General features: G+C 63.9%; 24 protein-coding genes. 11 read left to right on the top strand and 13 right to left on the bottom strand.

The window, feature by feature from the left end:
* The first annotated feature begins 35 nt into the window (after positions 1–35).
* Both FJ443_RS22000 and FJ443_RS21995 read left to right on the top strand, forming a co-directional pair.
* The gene (locus tag FJ443_RS22000; protein WP_140513669.1) at positions 36–776 is read left to right on the top strand and encodes a tellurite resistance TerB family protein; all 741 of its coding nucleotides are present in this window, start codon (positions 36–38) and stop codon (positions 774–776) included.
* Positions 777–1,260: 484 nt separating this feature from the next.
* The gene (locus FJ443_RS21995; RefSeq protein ID WP_140513668.1) at positions 1,261–2,013 is read left to right on the top strand and encodes an SDR family oxidoreductase; all 753 of its coding nucleotides are present in this window, start codon (positions 1,261–1,263) and stop codon (positions 2,011–2,013) included.
* Between the two features lie 84 nt (positions 2,014–2,097).
* Here the strand turns inward: FJ443_RS21995 and FJ443_RS21990 are convergent, their stop codons facing one another.
* Entirely contained in the window at positions 2,098–2,472 is a 375-nt protein-coding gene (locus FJ443_RS21990) for a YciI family protein (RefSeq protein ID WP_140496262.1), read from the bottom strand.
* A 148-nt stretch (positions 2,473–2,620) separates the two neighbouring features.
* The gene (locus tag FJ443_RS21985; protein ID WP_140513667.1) at positions 2,621–3,805 is read right to left on the bottom strand and encodes a pyridoxal phosphate-dependent aminotransferase; all 1,185 of its coding nucleotides are present in this window, start codon (positions 3,803–3,805) and stop codon (positions 2,621–2,623) included.
* A gap of 83 nt (positions 3,806–3,888) precedes the next feature.
* Between FJ443_RS21985 and FJ443_RS21980 the strand changes: the two genes are divergently transcribed.
* Genes FJ443_RS21980 through denD form a run of 4 tightly spaced genes read left to right on the top strand, consistent with a single transcriptional unit; the run spans position 3,889 to position 6,885 of the window.
* Entirely contained in the window at positions 3,889–4,575 is a 687-nt protein-coding gene (locus FJ443_RS21980; protein ID WP_140522370.1) for a GNAT family protein, read from the top strand.
* A 27-nt stretch (positions 4,576–4,602) separates the two neighbouring features.
* Positions 4,603–5,631 (top strand): cation diffusion facilitator family transporter, encoded by a 1,029-nt coding sequence (locus FJ443_RS21975; RefSeq protein WP_140556580.1) that lies wholly within the window; start codon positions 4,603–4,605, stop codon positions 5,629–5,631.
* 60 nt (positions 5,632–5,691) lie between these two features.
* Positions 5,692–5,904, top strand: coding sequence for a hypothetical protein (locus FJ443_RS21970; RefSeq protein ID WP_140513664.1), 213 nt, complete (start codon positions 5,692–5,694; stop codon positions 5,902–5,904).
* A 12-nt stretch (positions 5,905–5,916) separates the two neighbouring features.
* Positions 5,917–6,885, top strand: a complete 969-nt coding sequence (gene denD, locus FJ443_RS21965) for a D-erythronate dehydrogenase (protein WP_140665890.1) — start codon at positions 5,917–5,919, stop codon at positions 6,883–6,885.
* Between the two features lie 149 nt (positions 6,886–7,034).
* Here the strand turns inward: denD and FJ443_RS21960 are convergent, their stop codons facing one another.
* The 3 genes from FJ443_RS21960 to FJ443_RS21950 form a co-directional block, all read right to left on the bottom strand.
* A complete protein-coding gene (locus tag FJ443_RS21960; protein WP_140665887.1) occupies positions 7,035–8,231 on the bottom strand; it encodes a nickel/cobalt transporter in 1,197 nt (398 codons plus the stop codon).
* Positions 8,228–8,896, bottom strand: a complete 669-nt coding sequence (locus tag FJ443_RS21955) for a DUF1007 family protein (protein WP_140665884.1) — start codon at positions 8,894–8,896, stop codon at positions 8,228–8,230. Before FJ443_RS21955 ends, FJ443_RS21960 begins: the two co-directional genes overlap by 4 nt.
* Positions 8,897–8,984: 88 nt before the next feature.
* Positions 8,985–9,884, bottom strand: a complete 900-nt coding sequence (locus FJ443_RS21950) for a LysR family transcriptional regulator (protein ID WP_140496254.1) — start codon at positions 9,882–9,884, stop codon at positions 8,985–8,987.
* A gap of 683 nt (positions 9,885–10,567) precedes the next feature.
* Between FJ443_RS21950 and odc2 the strand changes: the two genes are divergently transcribed.
* Positions 10,568–11,701 (top strand): ornithine/lysine decarboxylase, encoded by a 1,134-nt coding sequence (gene odc2 / locus FJ443_RS21945; protein ID WP_140665881.1) that lies wholly within the window; start codon positions 10,568–10,570, stop codon positions 11,699–11,701.
* 266 nt (positions 11,702–11,967) lie between these two features.
* Positions 11,968–12,525 (top strand): N-acetyltransferase, encoded by a 558-nt coding sequence (locus FJ443_RS21940; protein WP_246681240.1) that lies wholly within the window; start codon positions 11,968–11,970, stop codon positions 12,523–12,525.
* An 83-nt stretch (positions 12,526–12,608) separates the two neighbouring features.
* Here FJ443_RS21940 and FJ443_RS21935 read toward each other — a convergent pair whose 3' ends face one another.
* The 5 genes from FJ443_RS21935 to FJ443_RS21915 all read right to left on the bottom strand — a co-directional run bounded on the left by FJ443_RS21935 (position 12,609) and on the right by FJ443_RS21915 (position 16,866).
* Positions 12,609–12,893 (bottom strand): SCP2 sterol-binding domain-containing protein, encoded by a 285-nt coding sequence (locus FJ443_RS21935; protein ID WP_140522358.1) that lies wholly within the window; start codon positions 12,891–12,893, stop codon positions 12,609–12,611.
* Positions 12,894–13,127: 234 nt separating this feature from the next.
* Positions 13,128–13,649 (bottom strand): hypothetical protein, encoded by a 522-nt coding sequence (locus FJ443_RS21930; protein ID WP_140496251.1) that lies wholly within the window; start codon positions 13,647–13,649, stop codon positions 13,128–13,130.
* Between the two features lie 30 nt (positions 13,650–13,679).
* Positions 13,680–14,105 (bottom strand): hypothetical protein, encoded by a 426-nt coding sequence (locus FJ443_RS21925; RefSeq protein ID WP_140496250.1) that lies wholly within the window; start codon positions 14,103–14,105, stop codon positions 13,680–13,682.
* A 13-nt stretch (positions 14,106–14,118) separates the two neighbouring features.
* Positions 14,119–14,718 (bottom strand): rod-binding protein, encoded by a 600-nt coding sequence (locus FJ443_RS21920; protein ID WP_181171779.1) that lies wholly within the window; start codon positions 14,716–14,718, stop codon positions 14,119–14,121.
* A gap of 174 nt (positions 14,719–14,892) precedes the next feature.
* On the bottom strand, positions 14,893–16,866 hold the full coding sequence (locus FJ443_RS21915) for a BTAD domain-containing putative transcriptional regulator (protein WP_140665878.1): 1,974 nt from the start codon (positions 16,864–16,866) through the stop codon (positions 14,893–14,895).
* Between the two features lie 151 nt (positions 16,867–17,017).
* On the opposite strand from FJ443_RS21915, the gene FJ443_RS21910 reads away from it, so the two are divergent.
* From FJ443_RS21910 to FJ443_RS21900, 3 genes are all read left to right on the top strand, one after another.
* Entirely contained in the window at positions 17,018–18,016 is a 999-nt protein-coding gene (locus tag FJ443_RS21910; RefSeq protein ID WP_140665875.1) for a DMT family transporter, read from the top strand.
* 111 nt (positions 18,017–18,127) lie between these two features.
* Complete coding sequence (locus FJ443_RS21905; protein WP_246681239.1) at positions 18,128–18,769, top strand: hypothetical protein; 642 nt, start codon at positions 18,128–18,130, stop codon at positions 18,767–18,769.
* A gap of 34 nt (positions 18,770–18,803) precedes the next feature.
* Positions 18,804–19,697, top strand: coding sequence for a DUF1194 domain-containing protein (locus tag FJ443_RS21900; RefSeq protein ID WP_348641937.1), 894 nt, complete (start codon positions 18,804–18,806; stop codon positions 19,695–19,697).
* Here the strand turns inward: FJ443_RS21900 and FJ443_RS21895 are convergent.
* The 3 genes from FJ443_RS21895 to FJ443_RS21885 all read right to left on the bottom strand — a co-directional run bounded on the left by FJ443_RS21895 (position 19,688) and on the right by FJ443_RS21885 (position 21,812).
* Positions 19,688–19,891 (bottom strand): hypothetical protein, encoded by a 204-nt coding sequence (locus tag FJ443_RS21895; RefSeq protein ID WP_246681238.1) that lies wholly within the window; start codon positions 19,889–19,891, stop codon positions 19,688–19,690. The two genes, FJ443_RS21900 and FJ443_RS21895, sit on opposite strands and share 10 nt — an antisense overlap.
* A gap of 72 nt (positions 19,892–19,963) precedes the next feature.
* Positions 19,964–20,758, bottom strand: coding sequence for an SDR family oxidoreductase (locus FJ443_RS21890; protein ID WP_140496246.1), 795 nt, complete (start codon positions 20,756–20,758; stop codon positions 19,964–19,966).
* 472 nt (positions 20,759–21,230) lie between these two features.
* Positions 21,231–21,812, bottom strand: a complete 582-nt coding sequence (locus FJ443_RS21885) for a TetR/AcrR family transcriptional regulator (RefSeq protein ID WP_140665869.1) — start codon at positions 21,810–21,812, stop codon at positions 21,231–21,233.
* Between the last annotated feature and the right edge of the window lie 43 nt (positions 21,813–21,855).

Raw genomic sequence — 21,855 nt, 5'->3', positions numbered from 1 at the left:
CCTGCCCGTTCGGCCGGGCAATCCTGGAGGCATTGATGTTCGATCCCAAGAAGCTTCTCGACGATCTGCTCGGCTCGCAAATTCCCGGCACCGGCGGCACGGTCCGCGACAAGGCCGGACAGGCGGTGCAGATGGCCAAGGACAATCCTCTTGCGGCGGGCGCGCTGGCCGCGGTGCTGCTTGGAACCGGCGCCGGGCGCCAGGTCACCGGTGCCGCCGTCAAGCTCGGTGGGTTGGCAGCGATCGGTGGCCTCGCCTACAAGGCCTACCAGAACTACAAGGCCGGCAATGCACCCGAGCAGGCGCCGGCGGCCGGCGAACCGGAATTGCTGCCGCCGCCGAAGGACACTGCGTTCCACCCGTCGCAAGCGCCGCAGGGCGAGGACGAATTCACGCTGACCCTGGTGCGGGCGATGATCTCGGCGGCCAAGGCCGACGGCCATGTCGACGATGAGGAGCGCAAGAAGATCGCCGGCAAGCTGAGCCTCGCGGGGATCGGTTCCGATGCGGAAAAATTCCTGATGGCGGAGCTGGAGAACCCGCTCGACCTCGACACGCTGGTGGCCGGCGCCAAGACCGACGCGCAGAAGCTTGAGCTCTACACCGCGTCGCGCCTTACAATCGATCCCGACACACGCGCCGAGCGCGGCTATCTCGATCTGCTCGCGGGCCGGCTCGGCCTGCCGGATGCGCTGATCGACCATGTCGAGGCAACGGTTTCGGCGGTCAAAGTGCCGGCTGCCAAGGCCGGGACCTCACCCAATCCACGCTGGTAGGCCAAAACGGAACAGGCGGGCCTTCGTGGCGTTAACCTCTCGTTAACCCAGGAAGCGCATGATTCTAGACAGTCGGATCGGCTTTCCTCCTCCCAAGTCCGGTCCAGATCAGGGCGGTCGCCAATGACCGCCCTTTTTGGCGGCCCTCCGGGCTTCTCCCAAAAAGGAATTGTACTTTTCGGCACCCGGCCAGGCTCCGAACCCTTGATAGGAATTTTTTCCTTGACTGGGTGAAGGCAACTATGGTAGATATTTGGTTATGGTGCTGAGTTGCGCCAGGGACCCGCCGCACAGGCGGTTTTTCCGTTCAATGCTCCCTCGACAGCGCGGGGTCGAAGGCCCGAAGAGACCTGTCAGCTTGGATTCGTTGCCCTGGATACCAGTGTCCCGCTTGCCATCGCCGCCGTCATTTGCGATGCCTTTTGTCCCTGGACCACCTGAAAATCAGTCGAGCAAAACGCGGCGCAGCCGGAGGATATCTGCCATGACCGAAAAAACCGCCATCGTCACCGGCGCCGGCACGGGCATCGGCAAGAGCGTCGCCACCGCGCTGCTCAAAGCCGGCTGGAACACCGTGTTCTGCGGACGCCGGAAGGCGCTGCTGGACGAGGCGATCGCCGCGGCCGAGCAGACGGATGCCAAGGCACTGGCTGTCGCCTGCGACATCAGCAAGCCCGGCGAGGTCGATGATTTGTTCGAGACGGTGGCGGAGGCGTTCGGCCGCGTCGACCTGCTCTTCAACAATGCCGGCATGGGCTACAAGTCGGCGCCGATCGACGAGATCCCGGTCGAGGTGTGGAACGATATTGTGGGCGTAAATCTCACCGGTTCGTTCCTGTGCGCCCGCGCGGCCTTCCGCGCCATGCGCAAGCAGAAACCGATGGGCGGCCGCATCATCAACAACGGCTCCATTTCGGCCTACGCGCCGCGCCCGGGATCGGTGCCCTATACCGCGACCAAGCATGCCATCACCGGGCTGACCAAGACGCTGGCGCTCGACGGCCGCCCCTACGACATCGCCTGCGGCCAGATCGACATCGGCAATGCACTGACCGACATGGCGCAACCGATGACGGTCGGCGTGCCACAGGCCAACGGCTCCATTGCCGCCGAAGCGGTGATGGACGTCCAGCACGTGGCCGACGCCGTCGTCCACATGGCCAGCCTGCCGCTCGAGGCCAATGTGCTGTTCATGACCGTGATGGCGACCAAGATGCCGTTCGTGGGCAGAGGCTGACCAAGCCTTTATTTTTGCGCAATTCCCAAGGGAAAGCGCTACGCGCTTTTCCCGGGAAACCTCTACGCGCTTTCTGGAGTTGCCTTAGGCCCCCGCCAGCGCCACGCCCGGCAGATAGAGCGCGATCGGGCGGATCTCGTAGACGGCGGTCGGGTTGACGCGGCGCAGATCGCGCGCGATGGCGATCGCGTCATCGCGCTTGGCGCAATCGACGACATAGAGGCCGAGAAGCTGTTCCTTGGTCTCGGCGAAGGGGCCGTCGATGACGATCCCGTCGCCGGGTCCGCGCAAGGTGCAGGCCGACTGGGTCGCTCCAAGCCGCGCCGAGGGGCCGAGGCTGCCGTTCGCATAGAGCCCGTCGTGGATCTTGAGCAGGTCGGTCATCAGTGCCGCATCTTCCTGCGGCGTCAGTGCCTTGATCGCGTCTTCCACGTGATAGGCAAGAATTGCATAAAACATCGAGGCCCCCCATTTCGATCCTGATCCGACGATCGTAGCGGCTCCCCGCACGCAGGCACAGTCTTTGGCCATGCGCCTCCCGACGCATCATGACATTGCCATGCCGCCAGCGGCAATCGATGCGGACTCGCGGCGAACGCCGGAGGCCTCACTTGGCCAGGAACGCTCCGATCCTGTCCAGCGCGCGCAAAATGTTCTCCTCGGAATTGGCGTAGGAGAGCCTGACATAGCCCTCGCCGAGAATGCCGAAATCGGGGCCGCCGATCAGTGCCACGCCGGCGTCGTCGAGCAGGGCGGAGGCCAGTTGCTTCGCCTTCCAGCCGGTCTTCGACACGTTGGGGAAGGCATAGAAGGCGCCCTTGGGCGTGATGCAGGATATGTTTGGCAGGGCGTTCAGTCCCTCGACCACGATCTTCCTGCGGCGATCGAAGGCGCGCATCATCTTTTCGACGTCGTCCTGCGGGCCGTCTATGGCGGCGATGCCGGCGAATTGGCTGGGCGCGTTAACGCAGGACCAGCAATTGACCGCCAGCTTGCGCACCTTGTCGTAGAGATGGGCGCCCTTGTCGCCGTTCGGCCAGATCGACCAGCCCATGCGCCAGCCGGTCATCGCCCAGGTCTTCGACCAGCCGTTGAGCACGATCAGCCGGTCGCGGATTTCGGGAAACTCGAGCAGCGAGCAGTGTTTTTCGCCATCATAGGTCATCACGTCATAGATTTCGTCGGAGAGGATGGCCACTTGCGGATGTGCCTCCAGTCCCTTGACCAGCTTCTCGATCTCGGCCCGCGGCGTGACGCCGCCGGTCGGGTTGGCCGGCGAATTGAGGATCAGGAGCCGCGTCTTCGAGGTGATCAGCGCCAGCGTCTCATCGGCCGAGAAGGCAAAGCCGTTCTCCTCGCGCATCGGCACGGGGATGGGTGCCGCACCGGTGAACTCGATCATCGAGCGGTAGATGGGAAAACCGGGATCGGGATAGAGGATCTCGGCGCCAGGTTCGCCGAACATCAGGATGGCGGCGAACATGGTCGGCTTGCCGCCGGGCAGGATCATCACCGCCTCGGGCGATACCTCGACCCCGGTCGTGGTCAGCGTGCGGCGCACCACCGCCTCGCGCGTCGCCAACAGGCCGTTCGCCGGCGTGTAGCCGTGGTGGCCGTCGCGCAGCGCCTTGATCGCCGCCTCGACAATGTGCTGCGGCGTCTTGAAGTCGGGCTGGCCGATGCCGAGATTGACGATGTCGCGGCCTTGTTGGGCGAGTGCCGTGGCCCTCGCGAGCACGGCGAAGGCGTTTTCCTCGCCGAGACGATCGAAGGCCGAAATCGTGTGGAGCATTTTTCCCGTCCGTGTGGTTCTTGCTATGCGGTTGCGTTTTTGTGAGCTTCGGCCCGCAAAAGTCAAACGGATTGGAGCTTTCGGTGTCGGAAAATCTCAAGGACTGGCAACCGCGTCCGCGCCCGGAGCGCAAGGTGCTGGAGGGCCGCTATGTCAGGCTTGAGCCGCTGAGCGCCGCGAAGCATGGCGATGGCCTCTATGAAGCGTCTTCCGTGGCCGACGTCGATGGCCGCTTCGCCTGGCTGCCCGACTATCCGCCGGAAACCCGCGCCGCCTTCCAGCCTTGGCTGGACAAGGTGGAGGCGAGCGAGGATCCGCTGTTCTTCGCCGTCATCGACAAACCGAGCGGCAAGGTCGCCGGGCGCCAGACGTTGATGCGCATCGATCCGGCCTATGGCGTCATCGAGATCGGCAACATCTATTGGGGGCCGCTCATCGCGCGCAAGCCGGCGGCGACGGAAGCGCAGTTCCTGTTCATGAAATACATTTTCGACGAGCTCGGCTATCGCCGCTACGAATGGAAATGCAACAACCGCAACGAGCCGTCGAAGCGCGCCGCGGAACGGTTCGGCTTCAAGTTCGAGGGCGTTTTCCGCCAGCACCTGATCGTCAAGGGTGAAAACCGCGACACCGCATGGTATTCGATCATCGACAAGGAATGGCCGGCCTTGCGCAAAGCCTACGAGGCGTGGCTCGATCCGGCCAATTTCGACGGTGCCGGCCAGCAGAAACGACGGCTCGAGGATTTTCGCGCGGAATTCGGCGCTTGAGCTGAATCCGGGCATGGGAGTTTGCCATTGGCGCACAGTGACGACGACAGCCGGCACGACGGCAGCCGGCACGACCACAGCGGGCACGGCTACAGCGGGCACGGCCACAGCGCGCATAGTCATGGCTCGACCGACAAGAAGCGCGTTTTGATCGCGGCCTGCCTGACGGCGGGCTTCATGGTGGCGGAGGCGCTTGGCGGTCTTTTCACCGGCTCGCTGGCGCTGCTGGCCGATGCCGGCCACATGCTTGCCGACGCCATTGCGCTCGGCCTTGCCTGGTACGCGTTTCATCTTGCGGACCGGCCGGCGACCGTCCGCCTGACCTATGGCTTCGGCCGGGTCAAGACGCTGGTGGCCTACACCAACGGCATCGCCATCTTCGTCATCGCGCTGTGGATCGTCTACGAGGCGTGGGAGCGCCTGCAGACGCCGGCGCCGGTGCTGGGCGGGCCGATGCTGGTGGTGGCGATCCTCGGCCTGCTGGTCAACATCGGCTCCTTCCTGGTGCTGCATGGCGGCGACCGTGAGAGCCTCAACATGCGCGGCGCCATACTGCATGTGCTCGGCGACCTGCTCGGCTCGGCCGCGGCAATCGTGGCGGCGATCGTCATTCTGGCGACCGGCTGGACCCCGATCGATCCGATCCTGTCGGTGCTGGTCTCGCTGCTGATCCTGTCCACGGCATGGTCGCTGATGCGCGCGGCCGCCCACGTCCTGCTCGAAGGGGTGCCGCCGAGCCTCGACCGGGACCTGATCGCCAGCGACATCGCGACGACGGTCCAGGGGGTGCGCGAGGTGCACCACATGCATATCTGGTCGATCGACGGCACCAGCAGCATGGCGACGCTGCATGCCTGCCTCAACGAGGGCGTGGACGCGCACAAGGCGGTCAGCGCGATCAAGAAGCGGCTTGCGTCGGAGCATGGCATCAGCCATGCCACGGTGGAACCTGAATTCGGCCAGTGCGCCGACGACGGCGACGAGCACGACCATGGTCATGACCATGATCACCACCAGGGGCATGACGCGGCTTTGCATCATGGCCACCATCACTGACGCAGGGAACCCAAGCGCCTTGAATCCGAGCTCGACGACCCCTGGCCACGCCGGGACAGCATAATGGATCGCGATACCAAGAACGCCGCCATCGCCGCGCTGTCGATCATGCTGCTGTTCGGCATTGCCGTTTATTTCCTGCCAAACATCATGCTGGCCCTCGGCGGCCTTTCGACCGTGCTCGCCGGCATCTTCGGCACCGCGTTCGTGCTGGCGTTTTTCTTGGTGTTCTGGCTGCGCGCGCGCAGCCAACGCAAAAATCAGAGCAAATAAGGGAAGTTCGACATGCGCATTCTGATCACGGGCGCCGCCGGCATGGTCGGCCGCAAGCTCATTGCACGGCTGGCGAAGGACGGCAGGCTGCGCGGCCAGAAGATCTCCGCGCTCGACCTGCACGACATCGTACCGCCACAGGCGCCGGCCATCGATGGCGTCAGCATCCACAGCCATACCGGCGATCTCGCCGAGGCGGGCGCCGCCGAGAGGCTGGTCGCGTCGCGGCCCGACGTCGTGTTCCATCTCGCCGGCATCGTATCGGGCGAGGCGGAAGCCAATTTCGATCTCGGCTACCGCGTCAATCTCGACGGCACGCGCGCCTTGTTCGATGCCGTCCGCCTGGCTGGGTTTGCGCCGCGCGTCGTGTTCACCTCGTCGATCGCGGTGTTCGGCGCGCCGTTCCCGGACGTCATTCCCGATGAATTCCACACTACGCCGCTGACCTCCTACGGCACGCAGAAGCAGATGAGCGAGGCGCTGCTGGCCGACTATTCCAGGCGCGGCTTCTTCGACGGCATCGGCATCCGGCTGCCGACCATCTGCGTGCGGCCGGGCAAGCCGAACAAGGCGGCCTCCGGCTTCTTCTCCGGCATCATCCGCGAGCCGCTGAACGGTCAGGAGGCGATCCTGCCGGTGCCGCGCACCGTCGTCCATACCCACGCCAGCCCACGCTCGGCGGTGAATTTCCTGATCCATGGGATCGACGGCGCCGCCGTCGGGCCGCGCCGCAACCTGACGATGCCAGGCGTCGCCGTCACCGTCGGCGAGCAGATCGAGGCGCTGGAACGCATCGCCGGGCCGAAGGCGGTGAGCCTGATCCGCGAGGAGCCGGACGAGACGATCTGGGCGATCGTCAAGGGCTGGCCGACGCGGTTCGAGGCGCGGCGGTCAAGGGAACTCGGCTTCAGTGCCGAGAAGAGCTTTGACGAGATTATCCGCGCTCATATCGAGGATGAACTCGGCGGCAAGGTGTATTGATATTCAGGTGATGCCGGCCTGCGAACGGCTGATACCTGCGCTTCCGGTGCTCACGTACTTTAAGTACGCTCCGCTCCGGTTCTCGATATCAACCGTTCTCGGCACGGCCTGACCTGAATCTCAACACACCTTGGGGCGCTACTTCCGGGTCAAACGCCACCCGTCAGGCTCGCCGACAGCAGCAGCAGTCCGAACAGGAACACGAAGGCGGCGCCGCCGATCTCGACGATCGAATGGATGCGGTTGCCCATGCGGCCGTCGCCGGCGAAATACACCGCCCAGTTCTTTGCGGTCACCGCGATCGTGGCCAGCGCCGAGACGGTTATGGCGGTGCCGATCGACATCGCCAGCACCGACAGCAGGCCGCCGAGCCACAGGCCATTGAGCAGGGCGAAGCTGAGCACGATCAGCGCGCCGGAGCAGGGGCGGATACCGACCGCGGCCACCGCCGTCCAGGCGGTGCGCCAGTCGAAGCGGTCGCCGGACAGCAGCGCCGGATCTGGCGCATGCGAGTGGCCGCAGGTCTCGCAGACCTCGCCCGCCGCGTGCGCGTGATCGTGCGCGCCATGATCGTGGTGATGGTCATGCGCGCCGTGGTCATGGTGATCGTGCGAATGGTCATCCCCATGGTCGTGATGTTCATGCCCATGCAGCGCGTTCGCCGAATGGCTGTGAGCGGCATGCGAATGGCCCGTGTGACCTGTATGACCGGCATGCGAATGGCTCGCGTGAGAATGCCCGGCGTGAGCCGCCGACAGGCTGTAGGCGGGACCTCTGCCGAACAGGCGCAGGATGGAAGGGCCGAGCTTGCGCCACAGCAGCCAGGCGCCGAACAGGGTGACGAAGACGAAGCTCATGATCTCCATGAACCAGGCCGCATCGGTCATCGAGACGGCGGTACCGCGCAGGACGAAATAGGCGACTGCCATGACCGCGACCGCGGTCAGGCCCTGCAGCAGGGCCGAGACAAACGACAACAGGATGCCACGCCGCAGCGCCACTTCGTTGGCGACCATGTAGGACGAGATCACCGCCTTGCCGTGGCCGGGGCCGGCGGCGTGGAAAATGCCGTAGGCGAAGGACAGGCCGATGAGCACCCAGAGCTTGCTGTTGTCCTGGCGCATCGCCTTCATCGCCGTGGCGAGCGCGCGATAGAATTCCTGCTGCCTGAGATTGATCCACATCAGGATGTGGGCGAACGGGCCGGTGGTCGGGGCCATGCCATCGTTGACGCCAATGCCGAGCGAGCTCTGGGCATGAGCCGAGCCGGCGAAATGCACCATCGCGAAGCTGATGGCCAACAGGCCGAATGCCAAACGCAGGGACGGTCTCATCACCGGGTTCATCCTTCTGGCTGACAGGTCAGTTCGAGCTTGGTGGCAAAGATCTTGCTCATGTCGGTGCCTGTCGGGTCGTTGAAGAAGGCGTCCGTCAGGGTCTTCTGGTTTTCCTTGATGGCCTCATCCGGGTCGGGGCGGACCACCTTGTCGGTGCAGTTCGGGGGCAGGCCCTCGACCGTGATGTTGGCGTCCTCGGTGAAATCGATCGCCGTGTAGAAGGTCGGATCGTAGACGCCGATATCGATCTTGCCGGCGAGCTTGATCGGCGCCTTCGGTTCGGACTCGAACAGGATGATCAGCTGGTCGTTGTCGAAATTGGCCATCAGATGCGGCGGCGGCGTCATCGGCACGTCCTTGCCGTCCTGGGTGACGAGCTGGAAGTAGTTGAATTCGGCCAGCGAGGCGTGGACCGTGTCGGCGACCTCCTTCAACTCCTTGTCGTCAAGCTTCAGGTCGGAATTCTTGTCGAACTCCATCATGACAGTGCTGGAAAACAGATCATCGAAGCGCCAGAGATGGCGCAGCGCTTTCACGCTTTGGTGATCCGGGGAGAGGATCACGTCGAGGCGGGCCTCGGCGAAAACGTGCGGATGCACCTCGGCCGGTCCAACGGCGGTCAATGTCGCCGCCAAGGCCGAAGCCAGCATGATTGCGTGCCGTTTCAGATGCATTCGCGGTCGCGATTCCCTTGGCTTCGGAGAGAAGTCGACAGTTACCAGAAAGGGGGCGAAAATGGGACCGCGCCGCAATTGAAGGCGGTCATGCGGTTTCGCGCGTCCTGAACCACTGGACCAGGAAATCGACGAAGACACGCACCTTGGCGGGCAAATAGCGCCGGTGCGGATAGACGGCGAAAATGCCGGCGCCCGACAGGGTGCGGTCATCCAGAACCGTCACCAGCCGGCCGCTCGCAATATCCGGCACGGCGATGAAATCCGGCAGGATGGCAAATCCCAATCCCGACAGGGCAGCAGCCCGCGCCGCCATCGGGCTGTTGACTTCGATCGGGCCGGAGACCGAGACGCTTACCGTATCCTCGCCGTCTCCCTTGAATTGCCAGTTGTTCAGGCCGCGGCCATTGGTGTCGACGATGCAGGGCATGCGGCCGAGGTCCTGCGCCCGTACCGGCATGCCATGTTTTGCGATGAGTTCGGGAGATGCGCACAGCCGTGTCGAAAACGGCGCCAGACGCCTGGCGATCAGCGACGAGTTCTCCAGGCGCGAGATGCGCACCGCGAGATCGAAGCCTTCCTCGACGAGGTCGACGAAGCGGTCGTCCAGCTGGATGTCGAGCACGATGTCGGGATATTGCTTGGCGAAGTCGATCAGCGACTGGCCGATCGGCGCGTCGGCGAAGGTGCGCGGCGCAGACAGCTTGATCCTGCCGCGCACGTCGCCGGACGATTCACGCACGGCATCGGCAAGACTGTCGACCTCGCGCACGATCTCGGAGGCGCGGCGATAATAGGTGTGGCCGGCCTCGGTCATCGAGAACTGGCGGGTGGTGCGGTTGAGCAGCAGCGCGCCGAGCTCGTCCTCCAGCTCGCGCACATATTTCGACAGCAGCGCCTTGGAGCGGCCGATCTTGCGCGCCGCCGCCGAAAAGCCCTCGGCCTCGACCACGTCGATGAAGGCGCGCATGCGGGTCAGTGTGTCCATGAATCAGGCCTTTCGTGCGGCGTCGAGTTTCGGCCGAGCCGTATCAGGGCAATGTCGCCGCCGGAAGGGCCAGCGACAGGCCGGCCCACCGGTATCTTGCGAGGGTGCAGAAGGGGGTCGAGAGGGTCGTGCGTGCCTGTCATCGTTCGATATCCGGATACGGTGAACCAACATTGTTCGATGCCGGAATTTTTACAACCTGCGATACGATTTTTATTGATTGTGAATCTCTCTGCCCCTATATCGCGCTTGCCCAAAGTCGCACGTGCCTGTGGGTGTCCGCCGATCCTCTGAATGGTGAGGGAAATCGGTAAGGTAACTGGAGCTAACCCCTCCAGTCGGTTTAGCGGCCAACCGCCAGACCGAGGACACCTTGAAGCAACGACGGTGCGGGCCTTTCTGGTTCTCTGCCGGTTGTCCAAAGACCGGGGTTACTGAAGAGGCACACCATCATTGCCGGCAGTGCGGAACGGGGTTCTCCCAGTCCAAGCCAAGGCAGACAAAGCGAACCGAAGCCGGGCAAGGCCAAGGTTCATCGCCGCGAGACGGCGTTTCATGGTTCCGGGGTCTCCACCGGCTGGGTCCATGGATTTCCGTCCCGCCTTTGTCCACCGCGTGTTCGCGAGGCCGACAGCCCGCGTCCGCACCCTTGTGCGCGCCGAAAGGCGTGATGGAGAAACCCGATGGCCACGCAGCGCATCCTCGACTTCCTCGCCACCCGACGCCCGACCGGTCCTTGCCTCGTCGTCGACCTTGATGTCGTGCGCGACAATTTCCGCGCCTTCGAGAAGGCGCTGCCCGATTCCAGGATCTACTATGCGGTGAAAGCAAACCCGGCGCCGGAAATCCTGCGCCTCCTTGCTGCGATGGGCTCGTCCTTCGACACCGCTTCCGTTGCCGAAGTCGAGATGGCGATGGACGCCGGTGCGCCGGCGGACCGCATCTCCTTCGGCAACACCATCAAGAAGGAGCGCGACATCGCGCGCGCCTACCAGCTCGGTATCAAGCTGTTCGCCGTCGATTGCGTCGAGGAGGTCGACAAGATCGCCCGCGCCGCTCCAGGCGCCCGCGTGTTCTGCCGCGTGCTGACCGATGGCGAGGGCGCCGAATGGCCGCTGTCGCGCAAGTTCGGCTGCGTGCCTGCGATGGCTGTCGACGTGCTGCGCCATGCCAAGGCGCTCGGGCTCGACGCCTATGGCGTGTCGTTCCATGTCGGCTCGCAGCAGACCGACCTGACGGCCTGGGATCGCGCGCTGGCCGACGCCAAGACCGTGTTTTCGACGCTCGCCGAGGAAAGCATCGTCTTGAAGATGGTCAATATGGGCGGCGGCTTCCCGACGCGCTACCTGCGCGACGTGCCGGCGGCCCAGGCTTACGGCCAGGCCATCTTCTCGGCGCTGCGCAAGCATTTCGGCAACGCCATTCCCGAGACCATCATCGAGCCGGGCCGCGGCATGGTCGGCAATGCCGGCGTCATCAAGTCGGAAGTCGTGCTGATCTCGAAGAAGGCGGACAACGACAATGTGCGCTGGGTGTTCCTCGATATCGGCAAATTCGGCGGCCTGGCCGAGACGATGGACGAGGCGATCCGCTATCCCCTAGTGACCGCGCATGACGGCTCAGAAACCGCGCCTTGCGTGCTCGCCGGCCCGACCTGCGATTCGGCCGACGTGATGTATGAGAAGACGCCCTATCCGCTGCCTCTGTCGCTGACCATCGGCGACGAGGTGCTGATCGAAGGCACCGGGGCCTACACGACCACCTATTCGGCGGTCGCCTTCAACGGTTTCGAGCCTCTCCGATCCTACGTGATCTGACGGTCGAAAGAACCGTCGGATCATCCCAGGTGGGCGTTTGTCGCCCATCCGGGCTCGCCTGTGGAACAGTCTCCGCTCGTGAAGGGATCGCGGAAATGGACATTGCAAATTTCGTTGTCGAAGGCGCTGCGCGCGACATCTCCCCCTCTGAGGGGGAGATGGTCACGAACTGGCCGGAGGGGTTTGTCTCAGCCGCCTCGACGTCTCTTGGACCGCATGGGGCTAGCGCTTCACGCGCGGCGACCCCCTCTGTCGCCTTCGGCGACATCTCCCCCTCGAGGGGGGAGAGTGCCTGTGCTTTCGCCATCGTTGCCGAAACGCCTGATGACATCGTGGGGCGCGAGGCGTTGCTCGATGCCGCCATGGGGCCGAAGCGCAAGACGAAGTCGTCGGAGAAGCTGCGGCGGGGCCGGCGGCCCTCGGAAGGCCTGGCTTTCGTCGCGCGCGACGCATCGGGCGCCGTGATGGGCACGGTGCGGCTCTGGGACGTCACGCTGGGCGAGGGCGGTCCGGCAGCACTGTTGCTTGGGCCCCTGGCGGTCGCTCCTTCGCTCAAGAGTGCCGGCATCGGCTCGGCGCTGATGCGCCATGCGGTCGCCGAAGCCGCGCGTCTCGGCCACGCGGCGATCCTGCTGGTCGGCGACGCGCCCTATTACGGGCGCTTCGGCTTCTCAGCCGCAAAGACCGGTTCGCTGGCCATGCCGGGCCCGTATGAGCGGCATCGGCTGCTCGCGGTGGAACTGGTGGAGGGCGCGCTCGACGGCGTCCATGGCACGCTGAAGGCCGCGGGGCGCAAGCTGAAGGCGCCGACGCTGGCGGCCTGAGGCGCTGAGCCCCAAACGAACGAAAAACGCCGCCCGAAACGGCGGCGTTTTCGTCCCGAGAACAGTCTCGGCGGTCTTCTGTCTCAGCCGATCAACTGGCTGAGCGCCATGGCGACAGACATGTCGCCTTCGACCTTTATCTTGCCGGTCATGAACGCCATGGTCGGGTTGAGATCGCCCGATATCAGCGAGTCCAGATCGTCGAGCGAGAGCTTGATGGTGCAGTCGGCGGGGCCATCGGTGGTCGAGACATCGGCGCCGTCGATGACGATGACGCCGTCGCCGCCGGTGTCGAATTTCACGGAACGATCGAACCCGCTGCTGGCCACGCGCGACCTGATCTTGTCGGCAATCTCCTGAACGCTCACGCTATTCTCCTGTCTGGTTGCATCTGCCTGTTCGGTTGCATCTGCTTATCTGGTTGCATCTGTCGCGCCACGGCATGATCCGCCCGAGACCCATGCATCTTCGCGGCCACGGTCGCTGCCGCATATAGCTTTGGATTGACGTTTACGTCAACGCGAATTGCAGGGCCTGGTTCCTATCGCCGCACCGGGCGAGGGACCGGATCACCGTGCCTGGCCAGTGGCATGCCCGGGGGCTCAATGCGACTTGAAGGCCTTGGTCATCTCGGACGCCGTGGCGCCGGCTTCCTGCCGGCGGCGCAGCCAGTTGTCGCGTATCTCATCCTTGCTCAGGAAATTGACCTGATCGACCAGAACCTCATGCACCAGTGTGGCGCCGACGCGTGTGTTGACGGTATCGCGGATCGCGGCGCGGAAGGCGTCGAGGTCGATCGTCTCCTTCTTGGTGAAGTCGATCTGCGGATTGGAATAGAGGTAGGAATAGACCTGGTCGGTGATCAGCGCCTCGGCCGGGATCGACAGTTTCTTGATCTGCTCGGGTTCGACCGTGTAGACCAACTTGGTCAGGAAATAACCGTCGATCCTGGCGTTGCGGATCAGCGGCACCGAGATGACCTCGGTCTTGACGTAGTCCAGTCCGCCCAGCATCGGCTTCGGCTTTTCGCCGACGCCACGCTCGCCGGCGGCCTGGAACGAATAGAACACCGCGCCGAGCGTGGCGACGCAGATCCAGACCGCGATGGCGATGACCTTGACCATTCAGGCACCCGAGCCGGCGACCACCGCGCGCTAACCGCGCGCCCGGCCGAACTCGCCGGCGGAATAAGTGCCGTCGGTTTCGGCGCGCTGGATGGCGGTGCGCAACAGGCCTGCGACCTCGTTGACGGCGCTCAGATGCGCCAGGATCGCCGCCTCGTTCTTCGCAAGCTTCTGGCGAAGCCGGACAAGGCCTTCGCGGTGCTGTTCGAGGAACTCGGCTTCGCTGCCGCCGCGCATGGCACGGGTCAGTTCATAGAGATAGCGGCTCTTGCGCGCGTTCGATGCCTTGAGGTCGTAGCCGGTGTCGCTGCGCAGCCCGGCCGTCTCTTGCTCGACGACTTCCTCGATGCGGCCGATGATGGCGGCAAGGTTTCCGGGCCGCGCGAGTGCGACCGGGGCTTCCGATGTGGCCGTGCGCGCCGGCAGGTTGGCGGTGAATTCCGAAAAGTCGGCCATGGCGTTTCCCAGTCTAGATCTTGATGTCTGTCTTTGTGGTCGTTTCATCGCCGGTCATGGACCTGGCGGCCTTGCGCTGCAGCTCCTGGACGAGCGAGGTGGACAGACGGCTCTGCCGGTCGGTCTCGGTCTTTTCAGGCCCGCCGGAGACTGGGCCGATCGGCACCTTGCGCTTGCCTTCGAGATAATGGTCGGCGAGCAGCGACTTGGCGATGCCGATGCCACCACGCTCGGCCATGACGTCGGCGACGCGCTCGGCGAGCTGCGATTTCCACATGTCGCCGGCCAGGCCCTTGCCGTACACGCCCTCGGTGTCCTTGGGCATCATGTTCTGGATGAAGGTCTGGAGCACCATGGCTTCGAATTTCTTGAACTTCTTGGATGGATCGGCCGCCATGGCCTGGTCGGCGGTGGCGCGCGACAGCATCGTCCCGGCCGAAGCGGCATCGACCGAAAAGCTGCCGGCAACGCCGCCCGCATGCCTGGTCAGCGCGGCGCGCGCGGCCGCGAGATCCGCCGGCTCGGCTGCTCGGATAACATCCATCACGATGTCGCTGGGGGGAGAGATCGCCAAGAAAGTCCGCCTTTTGTCGGGTTTCCTTGGCCAGACCATGCCTCAACAAGCTTGTGGCAGGCTTGCGGGGGGAGGAAGGAAGGTCAGGGTTCTCTGCATCCAGCCGCGCAGCCAGATTTCAACAACGCATGTCGGGTAAAAATGTGGCTTCCGGTTTTGGGAGAACGACCTGCAGAAGGCGTCTCGCCCGAATCCGTTCGAACGTGACGCGCTTCAGGACGGGGGAAGACCGGCCCTCGACAGCATTTCAAGGAACCGGGAATGGTGATGATCCTTCACATAGCGCGGCACAAAGCCAGGGCAGACATTGCTCAGATTGAGATGCGGAAGTTGTGACAGGCAATGATGGATGGCCCGCGACGCTTCATCGCGATTGCCGGTTGCGGCCGCGGCCGCGGCCCAATAAAGCGCGCCACGAACGAAGCCCGGCTTTGTCCTGACCACCTTGCGCGCGACCTCGAGCGCCCGCTGATCGTCTCCGCCGGCAAACAGCGCCATAACGAGCCCGTGGTGACGCCAGTAGTCGATGACGTCATGGGTTCCCAGCCGGATCGCCTCGTTCGCCTCGCGCACGGCTTCGCTGACCTGCCCGCGCAGCGCGAAGAGCATCGCAATATCGCCGTGGCCGCTCGGATAATTTGGGTTGAGGCTGATCGCGTGCCGGCATTCGACGATCGCCTCGTCGATACGACCGCAACTTTCGAGAGCGAATGACAAGATGCACCGGGCAATTTCATCGTCCGGCACCGCCCGCACCGCGGCCTCGGCAAGCGCCAGCGTATACTCAATATTGCCCTGCTCGCGGGGCAGCGCGCCAAACGCGATGCCCATGGAAATCATGATCGAGAGCGTCCGCTTCGCACGGGCGTTGTCGGGCCCTGTCGAGAGCGCCTTCGTCGCAAGTTCCATCCCGACCAGCAGCGAGTCGTGGGTCATCTCAAAATATTTCATGAGCGCCTCGTTCACCAACCTGCGCACTTCAGGGGGACCAGGCGGACTCTTGTCGCGGACCTTCCAGTTGGTCAGCTGAAGTTCGAGGATCACCGCCAGAACGACGGACTGGGCGATCCTGTCCTGGAATTCGAGCGCATTCTCGGAGTGGCCGTCGAACTTCTGGGCCCAGACATGATGACCGCCGACGGCATCGACAAGCTGGATGTTCACCCTCAGCCCATTGCCGGATCTCTGGATGCTGCCGCTGAGCACATATTGTGCCCGCAGCGCTCCTGGCGCTTTACCTTCTTGGCGCGGGCCGACCTTATCTGTCGGGGGAACCGCGGAGAGCACGACATAGTCGGCCACCTCGGAAAGAGCTGTCGTGATGTCCTGGACCAGTCCCTTGGAGAAAAAATTGTCGCCTTGTTTTCCGGTCAGATTGGTGAAGTCGGCAACGCCAATGGAAGGGTGTCCGAGGCGATGGCTGGCCGCAACACCACTTGCCGACGGCGCGTGTGACGCCGTGTCGGAAGCAAGCAGCAGGGACTGCCATAGTGCCCGCGTCTCAGGGCCGGCTTCGACGCCGAACTCCTTCTTCAGCATGCTTCTGCAGGCCTCGTATGTCCTGAGCGCCTTGTCGCGTTGACCACAAGCAAGGAGCAATTCCATCTTGAGCCGATAGGATTCTTCCCGCGCCGGATCCATGGCCAGGACGCGATCGGCCAGGACGAGGCCCGCTTCAGCGTCGACGAGGCGAGCCAGTTTCTCGAATGATTCAAGCGCACGACCGAGCAACCTGTCGCGTTCCGACGTGACCCAGTCGTCGAAGCCATTGCTTCCCACATGGAGACCGTCGAGAAACGGGCCAGTGTAGTTCGCCAGAGCCTTTTCGAGTTCCTGCGCGGAGCGGGCCGATAGACCCGTCTCGAACTCCTCCACATCGACCCGAAACGCCTCTGGCCTGAGGTGGATCAACTCTCCGGTGGAATGGATAAGATCGACACCCGAGAGATCGCGGCGCAGGACGCTGAGGGTCTGGCGAAGACTGTTGCGCGAATGTTCGCCATCGCTGTCGCCCCATAGCAGGTCAGCCAGTTTCTCCCGCGTTGCTGCCATGCCCGGACATCGGGCCAGATAAGCAACGATTGCCGGGCCGCGTTTCCCAGCCAGTCGAAGCGGGCCAGTTGTTTCAATACGGAAGCCGCCGAAGAGTGAGATTCTATTTGCAGCGCCGCCGTCGTCACTTTGCATCTGCTGCCTCAGCCTGACGAAATTCTAACGCAAATCTAACGTTCCGCAATCGTCCGTCACCGCGCTTCAAGCGCTCCCGTGACGGCAGGTCATTTAGACTTCGCTAAATTAGGCGGCCAAGTCAACGCAATGCTTGGTTCAAGGGGGGCGCGTGTCCAGAACAAGAGCCAATTTGCTGCTGCTCCTTGCAGCCGCATTGTGGGGCTTCGGCAACGTCTCGCAAAAGACGGTGCTGGTCCATCTCGACGCCATGAGCGCGGTAAGTCTGCGTTGCCTGATCGGCGGGCTGCTGGTGCTGCCCTTTGTCTTGACCGAAAGGCGAGTGGCGATCGGGGCGGGCTATTTTCCGAGCCTGGCCAGGGTGGGCGCGCTGTTCGCCATCTCCATCACGCTTCAGCAGCTTTGCTATGTCGGAGCCTCGGTCACCAATGCAAGCTTTCTGGTGAGCACGGCAACCGTAATGACACCATTGGCCGCCTGGTTGCTCGTCGGCGAGCGTCCGACAGCGGGCCTCACGATCGCTGCCGGGCTGACCCTGGTCGGAGCCCTGCTTTTGTCGGATGGGATCGGCGGCCTCGGCAGCGGCGATCTCACCGCCATCCTGTCGGCTGCCTGCTATGCGCTCTGGGCGGTCGAGCTCGGCCGGCACATGCAGGCCCATGCGCGGCCGTTCACCGCCGCCGCGGCACAATTTCTCGGCGCCGCAGTCTTCGCCCTGCCGCTCGGGGCAATGCATGGCAATCTGTCGCTGGCCGCCGCATTTGCAGCCGGCCCGGAATTGGCGATACTCGGCGTCTTCTCCACCGCGATAGCCTTCGGCATACAGACGGCTGCCCTCCGCTTCACGCCGGCCAGCCACGCCGCCGTGATCGTCAGTGCCGAAAGCGTTTTCGGGGCGCTGGGCGCGGCGATCTTTCTGGGCGAGCGGAGTTCGTGGCCGGGCGCCTTGGGAGCAGCGATCATTCTCGGTGCGATCCTTTCCGTAGCACGATCGAACCGAACGCCGCAGGCATGTGAGTCCTTGCGGACCGCTTCGAACCAACTCTTCGACATTGCCCCTGCCTTTGCAACAGCGCCGGCAAGCGGGGCAGGCGAACGCCGCGTCAACAGTTCAGGTCCGGTGGAGGAATGCGATGACCACTGCCGCTGATGCGACCGTCGCCGTGTCGAGCGCGGCCGGACAGGCCGCGGGGGCGCTGCGATGAACGGGGGGACAGTCCTTCTTCCGCTCACACACTTGAGATCGGCCCTTGGTGCCCGCATGAAGGGACCCGGCGGCTATTACAACAGTGGCAACGCGCTTGGCCTCGTCGTAGGTCTTGCAACCCAAATTGCGGCCGCGCCAGTCGGCCAGCATGAGGAAAGCGCCATCATCGCGGCGGTGATGGACTATTTCGCGGGCAGCCATGGCACTGTTGCGCTCACCTTGGCTACCCTCGTCTTTTTCTGCGGCGGCGAAGCCTACCACCGAGCTTGGGCAAAGCCGGATGTTCCCGATCCCACCCTCAATCGTCTGGGCGACTTCCTCTCGGGACTAGGCGCAATCGGGCTCGGCATCGCGCTGTTGCTGCTCGGCGACCCGCTGCTTGCGGCGACCTCTGGCCTGCTGCATGCACTCGGCAAGTTCGGCAGCGTCTTTCACAGGCCGGGCAGGCCAGTTCCGGTGTGGCCGACCGCCTGGCCCGATCCGTTCCGCAGTGCGGTGCTCGCCAGCAGGTTGCCGGCAGTGGTGGCGACAACCGTCGCCCTCGGCCAGGCTTTGCCGGTGGTCTGGTCGGGCGAGTCCTTCGCGGCACTCATCATGCCGCTGACGTTACTCGGCTGTTATCTTTTGTGGACCAAGGCCGATCTGCTGCTGTTCGGCGTTGGGTCCAAGGTCCCTCGTCAAATTTCCACATGTTGAAAATGGGCGGCTTTGACAACGATCGGTTGTCGAGATGGAGAATGGCATGTTTACAGATATGTATCAGGACGCCGGTCCCTCTTCTGGAGCGGTCTCCTTTCGCGGGCGGGTGCAGTCGATAGGCCGGGGCAATCTTTTTTCGCCGACAAAGCCATCGGGAAGGGGGCTGGCAAAGCGAGCCAATTCACTCCTGAGACTGGCGGGGATACTTGCAGCTTCTGCGTTCTGGAATCTCCCGGCGCATGCAGCGAATGTCGACGTTGCCATCGTGTTCGCGGTCGACTTCTCGGCATCGATTGATCCAAAGATCGCCGATCTGCAACGCGAGGGACATGCCGCGGCACTCACTTCGCCCGAGATCATCGCCGCCATCGGCCGGAATTACGTCGGCTGCATCGGCGTGGCCTACTTTGAATGGTCGAGCCCCGGACACGCACGCACCATACTGCCGTGGACAAGCATTTGCGGACTGGAAGATGCAAGAGCGGCGGCGGCGGAGATCAGCAGGAAAGGGGATACCGGCGTCATCCGCCGAGGGCGAGCCGGAACATCGGTTTCCTCGGCTATCGACATTGGCAGTCTTCTGCTGGACCAGTTTCCTGGAAATGCCGCCAAGAAGGTCATCGATATCTCTTCCAATGGTGAGAACAACGACGGACTTCCTGTTCAGCCGAGCAGGCTGAACGCCATTGCCAAGGGATATACGATCAACGCGATCGCCATTCCCACCGAAGACGACGATCCCGGCAATTCGCTGGCATCCTATTTTGCCAAATCGGTCATTGGCGGTTCCCAGGCTTTCGTCATGACGCCGAAAGGGCCAAACGACTACAGCACGGCGCTTCGCCGCAAGCTGGTCACAGAAGTAAGCATGAACAACGAAGGACAGTTCCCGCAACCGGCGGACGGGCGCTCTTCTCAACCGTAATTCCGGACAGTGGCGCATTGCTGCACGGCCGCGTAGGGCCGAGAGCAGACGGCGGTCACCTGCCCGTTGCTCTCCCGATAGGTATGTTTCTTGGCGATCCACGGCCCCTCGTTGATCTTGACCTCGGCCCGGTCGATCGGCGGCGCACCCCAGGCGGCTCCGACGATCCGGTAATCGCTGCCGACAGGAGCCACCCGAGCCGGCGCCGATCTGAGGCCGGCTCAGCCGCAGCAACCCTCATGCCACCGCGGCGGTGGGAGCGCGGCTCATCCGATCGAGCGGAGCACACCACCGTCGACGCGCAAGGCGGCGCCGGTGGTCGCCGAGGCCTGCTCGGAGCAGGTGTAGACGACCATGTTCGCGACTTCCTCGGTTGTCGCGAACCGGTTGATGAGCGTGGTCGGACGCAGCGATTTCAGGAAATTATGCTCGGCGTCCGTTTGCGTGATGCCCTGCTCCTTCGCGGTGGCCTTCATCCAGCCGCCGAGAATCTCGGAGTCGGTCGGCCCCGGCAGGACAGCGTTGACCGTGACGCCGGTGCCACCGACAAGTTCGGCCAGCCCGCGCGACACGGCCAGCAACGCGGTCTTGGTCATGCCGTAGTCGATCATCTCCTTGGGGATGGCGAGCGCGGACTCGCTGCTGATGAAGACGACCCGTCCCCACCCGCGCTCGACCATACCCGGCATATAGTGGCGCGCGGCGCGCACGCCGCTCATCACGTTGAGCTGGAAGAGGTCGAGCCATGCGGCGTCGTCCTGCTCGAAGAAGCCATTGGGACGCGCAGTGCCAACATTGTTGACGAGGATGTCGGCATCCGGCGCCTGCGCCGCGAGCGCCGCCGAGCCCTCGGCCGTCGCGAGATCGGCGGCAATGCCGGTGAGGTCGGCGTCAGGCAGCAGCGCGCGCAGTTCCCGGAGCGTCGCGGCGACCCGCTCTTCCGTACGTCCATTGACGACGACGGCGGAGCCTGCGCGCGCGAGCCCTTCGGCGATCGCGCGGCCGATGCCGGCGGTCGATCCGGTGACGATGGCCTTGCGGCCCTTGAGTTCGATGTTCATGCCCTTGATCTCCGATTATAGGCGGCCGGACGACCGGACAGATGGCCCGGAGGTCAGCTGATGCCGCTCAGCTAGATGAGCCGCGCGAGCGCGCGCAGGCGTTCCGATGTTAGTGCCGAAGGGCGCCGAGCCGGGTGCTTGCCACGCACACCGCCATTTCCTGGCGGCCGAACATACGGGCCAATGCCTGGCCAACAGCCCCAAATCTCATGGTGGAATAGCTCATCGCGCTTCTCCTTCGGGCGGACGCATCGCCGCTGCCTCACGCCAAGAGGTAGGCATGCCCAGGCGCGCCATGCAGTCGGAAGATACGCATTACGGTGGTGCGAAATCGCACCGGAGGCTTCACGTGACGACGCGAACTTCTCCATGATCGACCGGCTGGGACGACTATCCGTTACTTCCTCGCAGTCGCGCTCGGCGGTTCGGTCCGAGCGGCGAGCGATGGATCAGGCGCCGCTGCCCGCATGGTTCAGATGGCGACTGTCTCGCGAACCTGATTGGCCGCCGCATCCAGAAAAGCCTGCGCGAGGTCGGGGTCGTTGACCACCCGCGAGAGCATGACCGCGCCGACCATTGTCGAGAGAACGGCCATTGCCTTGTCGCCGGCCTTTTCGCTGTCGTCCTCGCCAACCCAACTGCCGAGCATCTCGAGATACTCCCTGATGCCGGCCTCGAATGAGGCCTTCACCTCGGCGCCTTGCCTGGCCGCATCCGAGCCGAGCGCGACGACCGGGCAGCCGTCCATCTTTTCCGCGCGATGATCCATACTGAGGTAGAATGAGATCACCCCGTCGAGCGGTTTCCCAGGGTTTGCCGCCGCTGTCGCGGCCGACCACTTGTCGGTGGCGCTTTCCATCGCGCGCCTGGATGCCTGCGCCGCCAGGTCGTCCTTTGACTCGAACTGCTTGTAAAAGGCGCCCTGGGTCAGCCCGGCGCCCTTCATCAGATCCTTGAGGCCAATGCCGTCAAAACCTCGCTCCCGAAAAAGGCGGCTTGCCACATTGATCACGGTTTCGCGGTTTTCCGCGGCCTGAGTGCGACTTACGCGCATCGCCATCTCCTTTTTTAGATTGCATTCGTAATCTATACATTAT

Origin of the sequence: Mesorhizobium sp. B2-6-1, assembly GCF_006440475.1 — a bacterium.
GTDB lineage: Bacteria > Pseudomonadota > Alphaproteobacteria > Rhizobiales > Rhizobiaceae > Mesorhizobium.
This window is presented reverse-complemented; position numbering and strand designations above follow the sequence as displayed.